The sequence below is a fragment of the Ochrobactrum sp. SSR genome (assembly GCF_030067775.1).
Taxonomy (GTDB): Bacteria; Pseudomonadota; Alphaproteobacteria; order Rhizobiales; family Rhizobiaceae; genus Brucella; species Brucella teleogrylli.
Genome location: NZ_CP125969.1, coordinates 17,513 through 33,867, shown reverse-complemented (window position 1 = coordinate 33,867; position 16,355 = coordinate 17,513). Strand labels below are relative to the sequence as shown.

Here is a 16,355-nt window from a genome sequence, read left to right as displayed (position 1 = left end):
GAACACCATGTCGAACCCACGCCATAACGAGCGCGAAGTCCGAGCGCCGCGCGGAGACGAACTCAACGCCAAGAGCTGGCTGACCGAAGCGCCGCTGCGCATGCTGATGAACAATCTCGATCCCGATGTGGCCGAGCGTCCGCATGAGCTGGTGGTTTATGGCGGCATTGGCCGCGCGGCCCGCACATGGGACGATTTCGATCGCATCGTCGCGACCCTCAAGACGCTCAATGAAGATGAAACCCTGCTGGTACAGTCCGGCAAGCCGGTCGGCGTTTTCCGCACCCACAAGGATGCGCCGCGTGTTCTGATCGCCAATTCCAACCTCGTTCCGCATTGGGCGACCTGGGATCATTTCAACGAACTGGATAAGAAGGGTCTCGCCATGTATGGCCAGATGACCGCCGGTTCTTGGATCTATATCGGCGCGCAGGGCATCGTTCAGGGCACGTACGAAACCTTTGTCGAAGCCGGTCGCCAGCATTTTGGCGGCAACCTCACCGGCAAGTGGATTCTGACCGGCGGCCTTGGCGGCATGGGCGGCGCGCAGCCCTTAGCGGCGGTCATGGCTGGCGCCTGCTGCCTCGCCGTGGAATGTGACGAAACCCGCGCCGATTTCCGCCTCCGCACCCGTTATGTCGATGAAAAGACCGACAGCCTCGATGAGGCGCTGGCCAAGATCGAAGCCTGGACCAAGGCAGGCGAGGCAAAGTCCATCGCGCTGATCGGCAATGCGGCGGAAATCTTCCCGGAACTCGTCAAGCGTGGCGTGAAGCCGGATATCGTCACCGACCAGACTTCCGCGCATGACCCGGTGCATGGCTATCTGCCGCTCGGTTGGACCGTCGCCGAATGGCGCGCGAAACAGGAAAGCGACCCGAAAGCCGTCGAAAAGGCCGCGCGCGCTTCGATGAAACTCCATGTGCAGGCGATGGTCGACTTCTGGAACATGGGCATTCCGACCCTCGACTATGGCAACAATATTCGTCAGATGGCACTGGAAGAAGGCCTTGAAAATGCCTTTGCCTTCCCCGGCTTCGTCCCTGCCTATATTCGCCCGCTGTTCTGCCGTGGTGTCGGCCCATTCCGTTGGGCTGCCCTTTCCGGTGACCCGGAAGATATCTACAAGACCGACGCCAAGGTGAAGGAACTGCTGCCCGACAACAAGCACCTGCACAAATGGCTGGACATGGCGCGTGACCGCATCGCCTTTCAGGGATTGCCCGCGCGCATTTGCTGGGTTGGCCTTGGTGATCGCCATCGTCTCGGCCTCGCCTTTAACGAAATGGTCCGCAATGGCGAGCTGAAAGCGCCGATCGTCATCGGTCGCGACCATCTCGACAGCGGCTCCGTCGCCTCGCCAAACCGCGAAACGGAAGCCATGAAGGACGGTTCGGACGCCGTATCCGACTGGCCGCTGCTCAACGCCCTCCTCAACACCGCTTCGGGCGCGACCTGGGTGTCGCTGCATCACGGCGGCGGCGTCGGCATGGGCTTCAGCCAGCATGCGGGCATGGTCATTTGCTGCGACGGCACGGAAGATGCGAACCGCCGTCTGGAGCGCGTCTTGTGGAACGATCCGGCCACCGGCGTCATGCGCCATGCCGATGCGGGCTATGAAGAAGCGCTCGACTGGGCGAAAAAGCAGGGCCTGCGCCTGCCCGGCATTCTGGGGAACTGAGGTCGAATGGCCGTCGCTCTTCTAAAAGCTGAAAATCATCGCCGCATGCCGTGGAAAAATGGCGGCGGCGTGACGGTCGAGATCGCGATCCACCCGCAAGGGGCGTCCGTCGATGATTTCGACTGGCGCGTCTCCATGGCGAGCGTCGCAAATGACGGTCCGTTTTCCCTCTTTCCCGGCATCGACCGCAGCTTGTCGGTGCTCGAGGGCGACGGCATTGTGCTTGATGTCGAAGGCCACAAAAGCACCCTCACCCGCGAAAGCGAACCCTTTGCCTTTGCTGCCGACAGCCAGTCGTCGGCGCAGCTGATCGGCTCGGTCATCACCGACCTCAATGTCATGACCCGGCGTGGCCGCTATACACATCACGTCCGCCGCATCACCGGCAACGAAGCTGCGGCGACGTTGGAAACCAGGGCCAAGGGCGAAACGCTGCTTATTTTCTGTGCAGAAGGAGAATTTGCACTCAAGTCCGATACCGGGCTCACGCATCTGGGTTCCCATGATGCGGTGGTCCTAGACGGTCTTGCGGCGAGCGCTATCGAAATAAAGGGTAAGGGAGACCTGTTCCTGATTACGATTATTGCAATCGGATCAGGGATTTAAATAATTTCCAACAGAAATGCCCGCAAAGAAATCTTTGTCGGCATCTCTGGACAGGAAGGACGGTCCTGCTAATTTGCTCGGATCGATATGTATAGGCTTATAATCACATAAAAGGGGTACTATTCATGAAGAAATCGTGGTTTGCAGGTGTTGCACTGGCAGCATTCGCTTTTGCTTCCGCCGCTCAGGCCGAGACTGCCGTTTCCATCGGCTTTTCGGGCTGGACGGGTTTTGGCCCGCTGACGCTCGCCAAGGAAGCGGGCATTTTCAAGAAGCACGGACTGGACGTCACGCTGAACAAGATTCCGCAGGCAAGCCGCCATCTGGCGCTGGCATCGGGTGACATTCAGTGCGCCGCCACCACCGTTGAAACCTGGATTGTCTGGAACGCGGCTGGCGTGAAGTCCAAGCAGATTTTTCAGATGGACAAGTCCTACGGTGCCGACGGCATTGCCGTGCGCGCCGACGTCAATTCCTTCGCCGATCTGAAGGGCAAGACCATTGCCGCTTCCGCACCGGGCACCTCGCCTTACTTCCTGCTGGCCTTCATGCTCGCCAAAAACGGCATGACCACCAAGGATGTGAAGGTCGTCAACATGGAGCCGGGACCGGCAGCACAGGCATTCGTGGCTGGCCAGAATGACGCCGCCATGACCTATGAACCTTATCTCTCGACCGTGCGCGCTGCGCCCGACAAGGGCAAGATTCTCGCCACCACGCTCGACTATCCGGCTGTGACGGATACGGTTGGCTGCACGCCTGCCTTCCTCGAAAAGAACCCGGAAGCTGCCAAGGCGCTTGCCGACAGCTATTTCGAAGCGCTGGAGCTGATCGCTGCCGACAAGGACAAGGCCTATGAAATCATGGGCAAGGACGTGAAGCAGTCGGGCAAGGAATTCGGTGCTTCTGCCGAATATCTGCGCTGGCAGGACAAGGCCGCCAATCACAAGTTCTTCGAAGGCGATTTCAAGGCATTCTCCGCCGAAGCGGCTGATCTGCTGTTGCAGGCTGGCGTGATCAAGTCGAAGCCGAACCTCGATGACATCGTGGATACGAGCTTCATCAAGTAAGATCGGTTTCTGCAACAGTTCCGGGCGGCGACGCCCGGACCGACCTCTCCCCTTCCGTCTTCCTGTGAAGACGGGCGCGCGACTGAACGGACAATGTCATGCAGCCTTTGCAGCCGATAGGCAACACGACCCGGATCTTACTGGGCATCCTGTTTTTCATTCTATTTTTTGTGTTCTGGGGCATCGCCACGCTTGGCGGCTTCGTCTCCTCAACCTTCCTCGCCGATCCCATCACCATGATGAAAGACGGCTATGACCTCATTGCCAATCAGGGCTTCCTGTCCGATATCGGCATGACGGTCTGGCGCGTGCTGGGCGGCTTCGTGCTTGCAAGCATCGTGGCCATCCCGCTCGGTGTCGCCATGGGCGCCTATAAGCCCATCGAAGCGCTGCTGGAGCCTTTCGTCTCCTTTGCGCGCTATCTGCCGGCTTCAGCTTTCGTGCCGCTCTTGATCCTGTGGTCCGGCATCGGCGAAACGCAAAAGCTGCTTGTCATCTTCATCGGCGCGGTGTTCCAGATCATCCTCATGATCGCGGTCACCGTCGCCAATACCCGCCGCGATCTGGTCGAGGCCGCCTATACGCTTGGCGCATCGAACAGCGGCATCATCCGCCGCGTGCTTATGCCTGCCAGCGCTCCGGACATTGCCGAAACGCTGCGCCTCGTGCTCGGCTGGGCGTGGACCTATGTGATCGTCGCCGAACTCATCGGCGCATCGTCGGGCATCGGTTATATGATCATCAACAGTCAGGCGCTGATGGCCACCGGCCAGATCATTTTCGGCATCATCGTCATCGGTGTGATCGGCCTGATTTCCGACCTTGCCTTCAAATATTTCAACCGCTGGCTCTTTGCATGGAGGTTCGCGTAATGGCTCCCAAGACCGATCAGAAACTGGTTGTTAAGGGCGTCAGCCGTACCTTCCCCGGCGTGCACGGCGGTAAGCCGACGCTGGCGCTACAGGCAACCGATCTCATCATTCCGAAGAACGACTTCGTCACCATTCTCGGCCCTTCGGGCTGCGGCAAGTCAACGCTTCTGCGCATCATCGCCGGTCTCGACAAGCCGACGACGGGCACGGTGACGCTGGAAGGCAAGCCAGTTACCGGACCGGGTGCTGATCGCGGCATGGTGTTCCAGTCCTATACGCTGTTTCCATGGCTCACCATCCGCCAGAATGTCGGCTTCGGCCTGCGCGAAAAGGGTACGCCGGAAAAGGAGGCCCGCGAAATCGTCGATAGCTATATCGACAAGGTGGGGCTGCGCGGCTTTGAAAATCACTGGCCGAAACAGCTTTCGGGCGGCATGCAGCAGCGCACAGCCATTGCCCGCGCGTTGGCCAATGATCCGAAAATCCTGTTGCTCGACGAGCCGTTTGGCGCACTCGACAACCAGACGCGCGGTCTGATGCAGGAATTGCTGCTCGGCATCTGGGAACGCGAGCAGAAGACAGTGCTCTTCGTCACCCACGATATTGAAGAGGCGATCTTCATGGCCACGCGCGTGGTCACGATGACGGCGCGGCCGGGCAAGATCAAATCGATCACGCCGGTCGATATCGCGCATCCGCGTTCCTACCACATCAAGGCAAGCCCGGAATTTTCCGAACTGCGCCTGAAACTGACGGAAGAAATCCGCAGCGAAGCCATTGAAGCAGCCAGACAGGCTGCCTGAAAATAACGGTTTCTTGAGAATATCGGGTGGATAGAGCCGTTTCTATTTTACGGAAACGTCGGAACTGCTCTATCCATTTGTTTTCACGCATTATCCTACGCAAAACCGCTTCGCACTTTTGCTGGAAATGCTCTATGAAAGGGCTGCGACATCCGTCGCGGCCCTTTCTTTTCAGGACAAACCCAAATGGCCGTTTCAGCAGAAGACCTCGAGAACCGTATTGTCTACGTCAACGGTGACTATGTTGCCGCGCGCGATGCCCGCATTTCCATCTTCGACCGGGGTTTTCTCTTCGGCGACGGCATTTATGAAGTGACCGCCGTGCTGGAGGGCAAGCTGATTGACAGCGGCCCGCATATGACGCGCCTGCGCCGCTCCACCGGCGAAATCGGCATTCCGATGCCGTTGAGCGAAGACGAAATCGTCGCCATCGAGCGCGAACTGGTGCGCCGCAACAGTCTGACCGAAGGCATGGTCTATCTCCAGATCACCCGTGGCGATGGTCGCGACCGCGATTTCGTGCCGGGCAAGGACCTGAAACCGTCGGTGGTCCTGTTCACGCAGGCAGCGAACCTGCTCGACAAGCCTGCGCTGAAAACCGGCGCGCGCGTACTCTCGCTGGGCGACCTGCGCTGGAAGCGCCGCGATATCAAGACGGTGTGCCTGCTGCCGCAAGCGCTCGCCAAGGAAATCGCCAAAAATGCCGGTTGCGACGAAGCCTGGATGATCGAGGACGGCTATGTCACCGAAGGCGCATCGTCCACCGCCTATATCGTGACCGAGGATGATGTCGTCGTCACACGCCCCAACAGCAATGCCATCCTGCCCGGCTGCACGCGCCTGTCGCTGCTGCAACTGATCGCCGAGACCGGCATGAAGCTGGAAGAGCGCCTCTTCACCATCGATGAAGCCTATGCGGCCAAGGAAGCTTTTCTCACCAGCGCAGGTACTTTCGTCACGCCGATCACCGTGATCGACGAGAAGACTATTGGCACCGGCAAGCCCGGCCCGGTCGCCCAGCGCCTGCGCGAGATCTATCTCAACCACGCACGCCGCACCGCGATCTGAGTTGTGACGCACCCATTTTCCCTCCCTCCTCATCCTGAGCTTGTCGAAGGATCGAAGGGCTGAGGGAAAACCCACAGCGCCTGCCCTCGTGCTTCGACCCTTCGACAAGCTCAGGATGATGCTTCGCTTCGCTCCGCACCTCAGGATGAGGGACATGCGTCGCGCTCAAAACAAAACCGCGCCGGAATTGCTTCCGGCGCGGTTTCGAGCTTCGCCAGCCCCCGCAAAGGCGAAACATCAGGCGTATTTTGGTTATGGCGAGCCGAAAATGGTGGAGTTTGAGAACCGGCGCGCAGCGTACTTAAAGGTACGTGAGCACCGGAAGCGCAAAACAACGCCATTTGCAGGCCGCCAGAGCCGAAATATCAACGCTTCTGGTTGTAGACGTCGATGCAGACGGCACCCAGCAGCACGATCCCCTTGATGACCTGCTGATAGTCGATGCCGATGCCGAGGATCGACATGCCGTTGTTCATCACGCCCATGATCAGCGCGCCGATCACCGCACCCGTCACGCGACCGACACCGCCATAGGCCGATGCGCCGCCGATGAAGCAGGCCGCGATCACGTCCAGTTCGAAACCGATACCGGCCTTGGGTGTTGCCGTATTGAGACGCGCTGCGAAAACCAGACCGGCTAGGGCCGCCAGCACGCCCATATTGACGAAGGCAAGGAAGGTCAGCCGTTCGGTCTTCACACCGGAGAGCTTGGCCGCATGGCGGTTGCCGCCGACCGCATAGATTTGGCGACCGATCACCGTGCGGTTGGTGAGGAACGCATAGGCTGCAATCAGCACCGCCATGATGATCAGCACGTTCGGCAGGCCGCGATGCATGGAGATCAAGAGCGACAGATAGGCAATCGCTGCGAAGAACAGGATGTTCTTGATGACGAACAGGCTGAACGGCTCCGTTTCCACCTCATGGGCGATATGGCGCGCACGGGACTTGGCATTCTGCCAGATCATGAAACCGGCCAGAAGCACGCCGATGATCAGCGAGGTGAGATAGACGCCGCCCGCGGTGGTGCCGATGATTTCAGGAATGAAGCCCGAGGAAAGTTTCTGGAACACGACCGGGAACGGACCGACCGACTGGCCGCCGAGCACGGCCAGCATCAGGCCCTTGAACACCAGCATGCCCGCCAGTGTGACGATGAAGGACGGTATGTTGAAATAGGCGACCCAGAAACCCTGCAACGCGCCGATCAGCCCACCGACCAGCAGGCAGAGAATGGCGGCAATCGGGAAAGGCACGCCCCATTTCACCATCATCACCGCGGCCAGCGCGCCGATGAAACCGCACACCGAACCGACCGACAGGTCGATATGGCCGGTCACGATGATGAGCAGCATGCCGAGCGCCATGATGACGATATAGCTGTTCTGCAACACCAGATTGGTCAGGTTCAGCGGCTTCATCAGCACGCCGCCGGTGACGATCTGGAAGAAGATCATGATCGCGACGAGCGAGAGCAGCATCCCGGATTCGCGCAGATTGTTCTTGAGATAACGCCCCACACTACTGGTCTGGTTGCTTCCGATGATAGTCTCGCTCATTGCCGTTTTCCCTTGTTCCGCATGATGGCGCGCATGATGTTTTCCTGCGTGGCTTCCTCGCCGGCGACTTCGCCGACGAAAGCGCCTTCATGCATGACGACGATGCGGTCGCAGATGCCGATCAGTTCCGGCATTTCCGAAGAAATGACGACCACGCCCTTGCCGCTCTCCGCCAGTGAATTGATGATGGTGTAAATGTCGTATTTCGCGCCGACATCGATGCCGCGCGTCGGTTCGTCGAGGATGAGCACATCCGGCCCGGTGAACAGCCATTTCGACAGCACCACCTTCTGCTGGTTGCCGCCGGAAAGCGTGCCCGTCTGCTGAAAGACGTTGTGGCTGCGGATGCTCATCTGATTGCGATAATCACCGGCAACCTTCATTTCGCGAATATCGTCGATGACGCCCTTCGGGCTGACACCGCGCAGATTAGCCAGCGATATGTTGCGCGAAATGTTTTCGCCCAGTACGAGGCCGAGCTTCTTGCGATCCTCGGTCACATAGGCAAGCCCGGACTTGATCGCCCGCGCCACCGTGGAAATATCCGCAGCCTTGCCATTGATGCGGGCCTCGCCGGTGATATTCGTGCCCCAGGAGCGCCCGAACAGGCTCATGGCGAATTCGGTGCGGCCCGCGCCCATCAGGCCTGCAATGCCGACGATTTCGCCCGCCTTGACCTGGAACGACACGTTCTTGACCGAATGGCGCTCCGGATGCAGCGGATGATAGACCGACCAGTTGTCGACCTCCATAATCACATCGCCGATCTTCGGCTCGCGCTTCGGATAGCGACTTTCCAGATCACGATCGACCATCTTGCGGATGATATCGTCTTCCTCGACCTCGCCTGCATGACAATCGAGCGTCGCCACGGCTTTGCCGTCGCGCAGCACGGTGATCTTGTCGGCGACTTCGCGAATTTCATTGAGCTTGTGCGAAATCAGGATCGACGTGATGCCTTGCGCGCGAAACTCTTTCAGGAGCGTCAGAAGCGCTGCACTGTCCGTCTCGTTCAGGCTGGCCGTCGGCTCGTCGAGGATCAGCAAGCGTACGCGCTTCGACAGCGCCTTGGCGATTTCCACCAGCTGCTGCTTGCCGACGCCGATATCGGTGATCAGCGTGTCGGGCGATTCCGACAAGCCAACCTTTTTCAAAAGTTCCCGCGTGCGCATATGCACCGCACTGCGGTCGATGACGCCATGGCTGGCCGGTGGATTGACCAGAAAAATATTTTCCGCAATCGACATCAGTGGGATCAGCGCCAGTTCCTGATGGATGATGACAATGCCGAGCGCTTCGGAATCGTTGATGTCGCGAAACTGTCGTTCTTCCCCGTCGAAGAAAATCGAGCCTTCATAGCTGCCATGCGGATAAACGCCCGACAGCACCTTCATGAGTGTGGATTTGCCCGCGCCGTTTTCGCCGACAAATGCGTGAATCTCCCCCGGCATGACCGTGAAATTGACGTCGCTCAACGCCTTCACGACCCCGAAGGATTTGCTGATGCCGCGCATTTCAAGAATAGGTTTGCCAGCCGCATTCAGCTGGCCGCCCTGCTCCTCAAGCGGGACAGGATTGGCTACATTCATCGCTCACTCCCGATAGAGCGCCCCGCATCCCTCCGGGTGCTGACCACGACGCTCCAAACCCTGTTGAACCTGCCCATCCGAAGAACCGTTCCGGTTGCTTCACGCGATGCCACAGGTTTTCCGAATGCCATTGCGCACAGGCGAAAGCCTTCTTTCAAAGCACAGCCTAAAAAAGACAACGCTGTCAATCTAGCAGCCTACCCCAGTTCAAAACTGAGGTAAGCCTGGGATTGAGGCAATGGCATTACAGAAATTCGATGCTGTTTCGGACGAAGCCGGAAAACTACCGGATTTTCGGCCCGAAACCGCGCATATGCAAGGGGCGGTGTCGGGCGTGCTGGACGGCACGCCGACACGCCCTGTCAGGACCAGATTACTTGATCTGGTCTTCCTTGTAGTAACCGCTGTCGATCAGGACTTCTTTCCAGTTCGACTTGTCGACGATCACCGGCTTGAGCAGGTAGGCCGGGACAACCTTGACGCCATTGTTATAGGTCTTGGTGTCGTTGACTTCCGGTTCCTTGCCGCTCATCAGCGCATCGACCATATCGACCGTGACCTTGGCCAGTTCGCGGGTGTCCTTGAAGATCGTCGCGGTCTGTTCACCGGCGAGGATCGACTTGACCGAAGGCACTTCGGCGTCCTGACCGGAAACGATCGGCATCGGCATGTCGCCGCTGCCATAGCCGACGCCCTTCAGCGACGACAGGATGCCGATGGAGATGCCGTCATAAGGCGACAGAACTGCATCGACGCGCTTGTCCGAATAGAAAGCGGACAGGATGGAGTCCATACGGGCCTGAGCCGTTGCGCCGTCCCAGCGCAGCGTTGCAACCTTGTCCATGCCGGTCTGGCCGCTGGCGACCACAACCTTGCCGCTGTCGATGTAAGGCTGGAACACGGACATTGCGCCATTGTAGAAGAAGTAGGCATTGTTATCGTCAGGCGAGCCGCCGAAGAGTTCGATATTGAACGGGCCCGGCTTGTTCTTCAGGTCGAGTGCCTTTTCAATCGACTGTGCCTGCAACACGCCGACCTGGAAATTGTCGAAGGTCGCATAGTAATCGACATTCGGCGTGTCACGGATCAGACGGTCATAGGCGATAACCTTGATGCCTGCGTCGTGCGCCTTGGCCAGCACGTCGGACAGCGTGGTGCCGTCGATGGACGCAACGACGAGAACCTTGGCGCCCTTGGTCACCATGTTTTCGATCTGCGCCAGCTGGTTCGGCACATCATCTTCAGCATATTGAAGGTCGGTCTGATAACCGCGTTCCTTCAGAACCTTGACCATGTTGTCGCCATCGGCGATCCAGCGCGCCGACGACTTCGTTGGCATGGCAACCGCCACAAGACCCTTGTCTTCGGCGCGGGCCATGCCCGTGAAGGCAAGCGCGGCCATCGCGACTGCCAGGGTTAGAGTTTTCATACCTGCCATTGTTACACTCCCAAAAATTGGGACAGGCTTCGCCTCGAAACCTGCCGTTCTCCCAAACTCCCGCGCCCCGCCCAAATTGTTGGCCTGCAGATTGCGGAATGCCTCCAAGTCCATTTCTGAACAAGGGTTTAACCCCTCTTCAAAAATGCCTAAACCCTAACAAATTGCGCGCCTCCTTCAGCCCGCAACTGCCTCCCATGCAGCCACAGCGCGCCGGGCGCGCTCGCGCACATCGGCCACGGTGAAACCAGCCTTGTAAAGGCTCGATCCAAGGCCGAAGCAGCTCACGCCAGCCGCGACATAGGTTGCGAAATCGCTTTCCGAAACGCCGCCCACAGCGCCAAGCGGAACATCCTTCGGCAAGACGGCGGAAACCGCCTTGATCCCATCTGCGCCCAGCACGCTGGCCGGGAAAAATTTCAGTGCCGATGCGCCTGCGCGGATTGCCGAAAAGGCTTCCGTCGGTGTGAACACGCCCGGCATCGTCACCATGCCATGGCCGCTTGCGCGGCGAATGACGTCCGGCTCGACATTGGGGCTGACCATCAGCCTGCCGCCAACATCGTGCAGCCGGTCCACATCCTCGACGCTCAACACAGTGCCCGCACCGATCAGCACATTGGCCGGTGCAAGCTTTGCAGCCTTGCCAATCGACACGAACGGGTCCGGCGAATTGAGCGGGATTTCGATGGCTTCAAAACCCGTCTCAATCAGCGCTTCGACGATTGCTTCGGTTTCTTCGGTACGAATGCCGCGCAGGATCGCGACCAGCGGATAGCGCAGCTTTGGCCATGCAACACGCGCGCTCATTGTAAAACTCCCGCAAAAGCGTGTCTTGCCGCCATGAACAGACCGTCGCGCACCAGTTCGTCCGCCTCGATGCGCTTGACGGCCAGCCCGGCAATGTCAAGCGCGCTGGCATAAAGCGCACCCATCATGCCATCGGACAAAAGCAGCACCTGCTGCGGCTTGCCATAAAGCGTGCGTCCGCCTGCAACTTCCAGCCCGATCAACAGGCCGGAAAGCCGCGCCAGCTGGTCGGTCGGCTTGCGGTCATGCACAAGCCAGCCCGCGCGAACCGAAAACAGCGCATTGGCGATCAGTTCAGGCGTTTCGAGCGAGGCCTTCACACCTGCCGCGAAAGCCGCGCCGTGCGGGTCAACCGCGCCTGCACCTTCCAGCGCCCCGGCCAGCACCGACTTGTCTTTCAAAAGCGCGAACAATTCGCCCGTCATGAAAGTCCGGTAATCGGCAAGACCACCATCGGCGATCCGCACCCATTTGGCGTGGGTGCCGGGCATGACGACCACCGCATCACGCGTGCCGCGATGCACGAGGCCGAGCAGTTTTGTTTCCTCGCCGCGCATCACGTCCGGCGCCGCCTCATCCCGCCGCGCAACGCCCGGCAGCATGATGACATGACGGCGCGCAGGCACGCGCACCGCAGCCCTGACGATGCCGTCCAGCCCGGCAGGCAGGCTCATATAGGGCGCTTCGATCCAGCCGGTGCGCGATCCGGCCATGCCGCAGATCACCACAGGCAGATCGTCGGGCGCACTGAGCGTAGCCAGATGCCGTTCAAGCGTTGGCTCGAAACCGGCTTCCTTCGCCCGCAGCAGACCGTCATCGCCGCGGCTTTCGCCCAGCACGGCACCGTCCGCATCCAGCGTCCAGAGCCGCAACCGGGTTGTGCCCCAGTCGGCGACGGCTGCAAACGGCTTTTTATCGAGAGCCATCCGAACAAGCCTTAGTGGTTGTCGCGCGGCAGGCCACGCGTATGCGCGATGTCCTGATACTTGATCGCGTTTTCCAGAACCGCGCCCGTTTCCATCTGGCCGACGACGGCACGCTGGATTTCCTGCCAAGGCGTCTGGCTTTCCGGATATTTGTAGCCGCCAGCGGCTTCCAGAGCCTTGCGGCGTTCGGCCAGTTCCTCATCCGAGATCAGGATATCCGCCGTACCGCGACCGAGATCGATGCGCACGCGGTCGCCGGTGCGCAAGATGGCCAGACCGCCGCCAGCCGCCGCTTCCGGCGAAGCATTGAGGATCGACGGCGAACCCGACGTACCCGACTGGCGACCGTCGCCGATGCATGGCAGCGAGCTGATACCCTTCTTCAAGAGGTAATCCGGTGCGCGCATATTGACGACTTCCGCAGCGCCCGGATAGCCGATCGGGCCAGCGCCGCGCATGAACAAAACCGTATGCTCGTCGATTTCCAGTGACGGATCGTCGATGCGATGATGATAATCCTCCGGTCCGTCGAAAACGACCGCCTTGCCTTCAAAGGCATTCGGGTCCTTGCTGTCGGAAAGGTAGCGATTGCGGAATTCGTCCGAAATAACGCTGAGCTTCATGATCGCAGACGAGAACAGATTGCCGCGCAGCACGCGGAAACCGGCATGTTTCTTCAGCGGCTGGTCATAGGTCTTGATGACATTGCTGTCTTCAATGGTGGCGTTCTTGCAGTTTTCACCGATGGTCTTGCCGTTGACGGTCAGCGCATCCTCGTTGATGAGGCCCTGCCCCATCAGCTGGTTGACGACTGCTGGCACACCACCGGCATGGTAATAATCTTCACCGAGATATTCACCGGCTGGCTGGAGATTGACCAGAAGCGGAATTTCCTCGCCATATTTCTGCCAGTCGTCCACGGTCAGCTCAACGCCGACATGGCGGGCGAGTGCGTTCAGATGGATCGGCGCATTGGTCGAACCGCCAATGGCGGAATTCACGCGGATCGCGTTCACAAACGCATCCTTGGTCAGAACATCCGACGGCTTGAGGTCTTCATAGACCATTTCGACGATACGGCGGCCCGTCAGATAGGCCACTTCCTGCCGGTCGCGGTAAGGTGCCGGAATGGCGGCGGAACCCGGAAGCTGCATGCCGAGCGCTTCGGCCAGAGAGTTCATGGTCGTGGCCGTGCCCATCGTGTTGCAATAGCCGGTGGAGGGGGCCGAGGACGCAACCAGCTTCACAAAGCCCTGATAATCGATCTCGCCCTTGGCCAGCAATTCGCGCGCCTTCCAGACGATGGTGCCCGAACCGGTGCGCTCGCCACGGAACCATCCGTTCAGCATCGGGCCGACCGAAAGCGCAATCGCCGGAATATTGACCGTCGCCGCAGCCATAAGACAGGCAGGCGTGGTCTTGTCGCAGCCAATTGTCAGAACGACGCCGTCGAGCGGATAGCCGTAAAGCACTTCCACGAGGCCGAGATAGGCAAGGTTGCGATCGAGACCGGCGGTCGGACGCTTGCCGGTTTCCTGAATCGGATGCACCGGGAATTCGATGACGATGCCGCCCGCCTCACGCACGCCTTCGCGGACGCGGTTGGCCAGTTCCAGATGGTGACGGTTGCAGGGCGACAGGTCCGAACCCGTCTGCGCGATGCCGATGATCGGGCGGCCCGACTGCAATTCTTCCTGGCTCAAGCCATAATTCATGTAGCGCTCAAGATAGAGCGCCGTCATATCGACATTGTCCGGATTGTCGAACCATGCACTCGAGCGGAACTTTGGCGTTTTCGGAGTGACGGGCTTGTTCATGTCTTTGTCCTGCTGGGTAAGAGGCCGCGAACGACCCCGTTTCCTAATCTACAAATGCTTCGACCGCGTGGCGCTTTCCGAACAGGAACGCATCGGCCACATGAGTCAGGGGAGCGAGATCGACATCCGAACGCCCCTCACCGATCAATTGCACAAAATGCTTGTAAAGGCGCTGATATTCGCGGTCCGGCTCAGCCATTTTTTCATCGCCAGCAATAGTCAGGCGACTGCCGCCATGGCTGAGCTGAAGCGTACCCTTGTCGGTTTCGACGCGAATATCCCAGGTCTGCGGGCCAGTCTGGCGCCAATCCAGCTCAAACGAAACCGGGATGCCGCTTTCCGTCTGGAACTGAAGGTCAGCCGCTATCGGCGCGGCGCGATTTTCCGGGAAATAGAGGTCCGACTGCGTGAGGAAAAAGCGTTCCGGCAGAATATGCGTCACGATGGACAGCGCATTGATGCCCGGATCGAATACACCGAGCCCGCCCGGCTCCCAGATCCATTGCTGGCCGGGATGCCAATGGCGCACGTCTTCCTTCCACGCAACGGCAACCGAACGGATCACGGCATCTTTGAGAAACTCGCGGGCCGGTTCCACCGCAGCCGCCTCGCGCGAATGCCAGGTGGTGTAAAGCGACAACCCTTCCGCCTTGGCCAGACGGTCCAGCGCCTGCACCTCGGAAATGGTCGCGCCGGGCGGCTTTTCCAGCATCACATGCTTGCGCGCTTTCAAAGCGGCATAGGCTTGGGCGAAGCGACCCTGCGGCGGCGTGCACAACGACACGGCATCGATGGCCACGTCGGATGCCAGCAACTGCTCGATATCGTTGAACGACGGCACGCTATCCAGTCCGGCATTGCGGCTGGCGACAGCGGCAAGCGCGATACCATCCACCGCCTCGATGGACGGCAGATGCTGGTCGCGCGCGATCTTGCCGAGACCGACGATTGCTAAGGCGATGTTGGATTGGATAGCCATGTTCAAAGCGCTTTCACGGCAACGTCTTTGGCCGTCGCCTGAGCCAGCTTGTTGACCAGCGGATAACGGAACGGCTTGGCGGAAATTTCGAACTGGTCGCCGGTCTGCGTCTTCACGCCTTCCGAGAAGGACAGGGTCGCCGTGCCGAAGAAATGCACGTGAATATCGCCCGGGCGGCGGAACAGCTCATATTTGAAATGGTGATGTTCAAGATTGGCTATTGTGTGCGACATGTTCGCTTCGCCGGACAGGAACGGCTTTTCGAAGATCACGTCATTGCCGCGGCGAATGCGCGAAACGCCTTCGACATGATCCGGCAGTGCGCCCACATAAAGCTCCGGTCCAAGCGATGCCTGACGCAGCTTGGAATGGGCAAGCCAGAGATAATTCTGCTTTTCGGTCACATGGTCGGAAAATTCATTGGCAAGGCAGAAGCCGATACGATGCGGCTGACCATTCGGGCCTATCAGATAAATGCCCGCCAGTTCCGGCTCTTCGCCACCATCTTCCGCGAAGGAAGGCGAAACCAGTTCGCCACCGGTGGCGACGAGCGCAGAACCGTCACCCTTGTAGAACCATTCCGGCTGCACGCCCGTCTGACCGGACTTCGGCTTGCCGCCCTCGACGCCCATCAGGAACATGCGCATCGAATCGGTCGGCTTTTCGGCAGCCTGCGCAGCCTTGTGCATCTTGTCGCGACCATCAGCAGAACCAAGATGCGTGAGGCCCGTGCCTGCAACGATCAGATGTGCTGGATCGGAATGGGTGATCGGCAGGCCCACGCGGCCCGCAGCCAGAGCGGCGTCGATATCGACGGCTTCGCCCTTGCCATTGCGCTCCACCTGCTCTGCAAGGCTGATTCCCGCGCCAATTGCCGCCCAGGCCAGTTCATAGGTCGTCGAAGCGCCTTTGACGATATGGGCCGCACCCTCATCACCGCATGCAGCCACACGCGTTTCACCGCCCGCATCGCGGAACTGTACCAGACGTAACATTAAACCTCCCAGACCGCGACGAATCGCGGAAACTCCATACCGGCCGTTTGAAAACACTTTCATGCCTTGCGACGGCTCACCTTATTAATATGACTATTTTGCCAAGGCCGCCTTTGTCAAGCAAGCGAAGACCCCACATACA

At 59.4% G+C, this 16,355-nt stretch carries 14 protein-coding genes; 6 read left to right on the top strand and 8 right to left on the bottom strand.

Going from position 1 to position 16,355, the window contains the following annotated elements; all coding sequences use genetic code 11:
• Window positions 1-7: 7 nt before the first annotated feature.
• The 6 genes from hutU (at window position 8) to QLQ11_RS00125 (ending at window position 6,100) form a co-directional block, all read left to right on the top strand.
• Window positions 8-1,681 (top strand): urocanate hydratase, encoded by a 1,674-nt coding sequence (gene hutU / locus QLQ11_RS00150; protein ID WP_109369580.1) that lies wholly within the window; start codon window positions 8-10, stop codon window positions 1,679-1,681.
• A 6-nt stretch (window positions 1,682-1,687) separates the two neighbouring features.
• The gene (locus QLQ11_RS00145) at window positions 1,688-2,287 is read left to right on the top strand and encodes a HutD family protein (protein ID WP_109369581.1); all 600 of its coding nucleotides are present in this window, start codon (window positions 1,688-1,690) and stop codon (window positions 2,285-2,287) included.
• A 125-nt stretch (window positions 2,288-2,412) separates the two neighbouring features.
• Complete coding sequence (locus QLQ11_RS00140) at window positions 2,413-3,357, top strand: ABC transporter substrate-binding protein (protein WP_109369582.1); 945 nt, start codon at window positions 2,413-2,415, stop codon at window positions 3,355-3,357.
• A 98-nt stretch (window positions 3,358-3,455) separates the two neighbouring features.
• On the top strand, window positions 3,456-4,229 hold the full coding sequence (locus QLQ11_RS00135; RefSeq protein WP_109369583.1) for an ABC transporter permease: 774 nt from the start codon (window positions 3,456-3,458) through the stop codon (window positions 4,227-4,229).
• Window positions 4,229-5,032: an ABC transporter ATP-binding protein gene (locus QLQ11_RS00130; protein ID WP_109369584.1), complete on the top strand. Its 804-nt coding sequence runs from the start codon at window positions 4,229-4,231 to the stop codon at window positions 5,030-5,032. The genes QLQ11_RS00135 and QLQ11_RS00130 overlap by 1 nt, the downstream gene beginning before the upstream one ends.
• Before the next feature lie 186 nt (window positions 5,033-5,218).
• Window positions 5,219-6,100 carry a D-amino-acid transaminase gene (locus QLQ11_RS00125; RefSeq protein WP_109369585.1) on the top strand — a complete coding sequence of 294 codons (882 nt, stop codon included), beginning with the start codon at window positions 5,219-5,221 and terminating at the stop codon, window positions 6,098-6,100.
• A 365-nt stretch (window positions 6,101-6,465) separates the two neighbouring features.
• Here the strand turns inward: QLQ11_RS00125 and mmsB are convergent, their stop codons facing one another.
• From mmsB to araD1, 8 genes are all read right to left on the bottom strand, one after another.
• Complete coding sequence (gene mmsB, locus QLQ11_RS00120) at window positions 6,466-7,659, bottom strand: multiple monosaccharide ABC transporter permease (RefSeq protein ID WP_109369586.1); 1,194 nt, start codon at window positions 7,657-7,659, stop codon at window positions 6,466-6,468.
• A complete protein-coding gene (gene mmsA / locus QLQ11_RS00115; protein WP_121536608.1) occupies window positions 7,656-9,248 on the bottom strand; it encodes a multiple monosaccharide ABC transporter ATP-binding protein in 1,593 nt (530 codons plus the stop codon). The genes mmsB and mmsA overlap by 4 nt, the downstream gene beginning before the upstream one ends.
• 373 nt (window positions 9,249-9,621) lie before the next feature.
• On the bottom strand, window positions 9,622-10,686 hold the full coding sequence (gene chvE, locus QLQ11_RS00110; RefSeq protein WP_109369588.1) for a multiple monosaccharide ABC transporter substrate-binding protein: 1,065 nt from the start codon (window positions 10,684-10,686) through the stop codon (window positions 9,622-9,624).
• A 177-nt stretch (window positions 10,687-10,863) separates the two neighbouring features.
• The gene (locus QLQ11_RS00105) at window positions 10,864-11,496 is read right to left on the bottom strand and encodes a 2-dehydro-3-deoxy-6-phosphogalactonate aldolase (protein ID WP_109369589.1); all 633 of its coding nucleotides are present in this window, start codon (window positions 11,494-11,496) and stop codon (window positions 10,864-10,866) included.
• Complete coding sequence (locus QLQ11_RS00100) at window positions 11,493-12,422, bottom strand: 2-dehydro-3-deoxygalactonokinase (protein ID WP_121536610.1); 930 nt, start codon at window positions 12,420-12,422, stop codon at window positions 11,493-11,495. Before QLQ11_RS00100 ends, QLQ11_RS00105 begins: the two co-directional genes overlap by 4 nt.
• Before the next feature lie 11 nt (window positions 12,423-12,433).
• A complete protein-coding gene (locus tag QLQ11_RS00095) occupies window positions 12,434-14,239 on the bottom strand; it encodes an IlvD/Edd family dehydratase (protein WP_283735934.1) in 1,806 nt (601 codons plus the stop codon).
• A 43-nt stretch (window positions 14,240-14,282) separates the two neighbouring features.
• Complete coding sequence (locus tag QLQ11_RS00090; RefSeq protein ID WP_109369592.1) at window positions 14,283-15,218, bottom strand: Gfo/Idh/MocA family protein; 936 nt, start codon at window positions 15,216-15,218, stop codon at window positions 14,283-14,285.
• A gap of 2 nt (window positions 15,219-15,220) precedes the next feature.
• The gene (gene araD1, locus QLQ11_RS00085) at window positions 15,221-16,213 is read right to left on the bottom strand and encodes an AraD1 family protein (RefSeq protein WP_109369593.1); all 993 of its coding nucleotides are present in this window, start codon (window positions 16,211-16,213) and stop codon (window positions 15,221-15,223) included.
• Window positions 16,214-16,355 lie beyond the last annotated feature (142 nt).

Coding starts and splice junctions, on each gene's coding strand:
- hutU (WP_109369580.1), top strand. CDS start 8: ATGTCGAACCCACGCCATAACGAGCGCGAAGTCCGAGCGCCGCGCGGA.
- QLQ11_RS00145 (WP_109369581.1), top strand. CDS start 1,688: ATGGCCGTCGCTCTTCTAAAAGCTGAAAATCATCGCCGCATGCCGTGG.
- QLQ11_RS00140 (WP_109369582.1), top strand. CDS start 2,413: ATGAAGAAATCGTGGTTTGCAGGTGTTGCACTGGCAGCATTCGCTTTT.
- QLQ11_RS00135 (WP_109369583.1), top strand. CDS start 3,456: ATGCAGCCTTTGCAGCCGATAGGCAACACGACCCGGATCTTACTGGGC.
- QLQ11_RS00130 (WP_109369584.1), top strand. CDS start 4,229: ATGGCTCCCAAGACCGATCAGAAACTGGTTGTTAAGGGCGTCAGCCGT.
- QLQ11_RS00125 (WP_109369585.1), top strand. CDS start 5,219: ATGGCCGTTTCAGCAGAAGACCTCGAGAACCGTATTGTCTACGTCAAC.
- mmsB (WP_109369586.1), bottom strand. CDS start 7,659: ATGAGCGAGACTATCATCGGAAGCAACCAGACCAGTAGTGTGGGGCGT.
- mmsA (WP_121536608.1), bottom strand. CDS start 9,248: ATGAATGTAGCCAATCCTGTCCCGCTTGAGGAGCAGGGCGGCCAGCTG.
- chvE (WP_109369588.1), bottom strand. CDS start 10,686: ATGGCAGGTATGAAAACTCTAACCCTGGCAGTCGCGATGGCCGCGCTT.
- QLQ11_RS00105 (WP_109369589.1), bottom strand. CDS start 11,496: ATGAGCGCGCGTGTTGCATGGCCAAAGCTGCGCTATCCGCTGGTCGCG.
- QLQ11_RS00100 (WP_121536610.1), bottom strand. CDS start 12,422: ATGGCTCTCGATAAAAAGCCGTTTGCAGCCGTCGCCGACTGGGGCACA.
- QLQ11_RS00095 (WP_283735934.1), bottom strand. CDS start 14,239: ATGAACAAGCCCGTCACTCCGAAAACGCCAAAGTTCCGCTCGAGTGCA.
- QLQ11_RS00090 (WP_109369592.1), bottom strand. CDS start 15,218: ATGGCTATCCAATCCAACATCGCCTTAGCAATCGTCGGTCTCGGCAAG.
- araD1 (WP_109369593.1), bottom strand. CDS start 16,213: ATGTTACGTCTGGTACAGTTCCGCGATGCGGGCGGTGAAACGCGTGTG.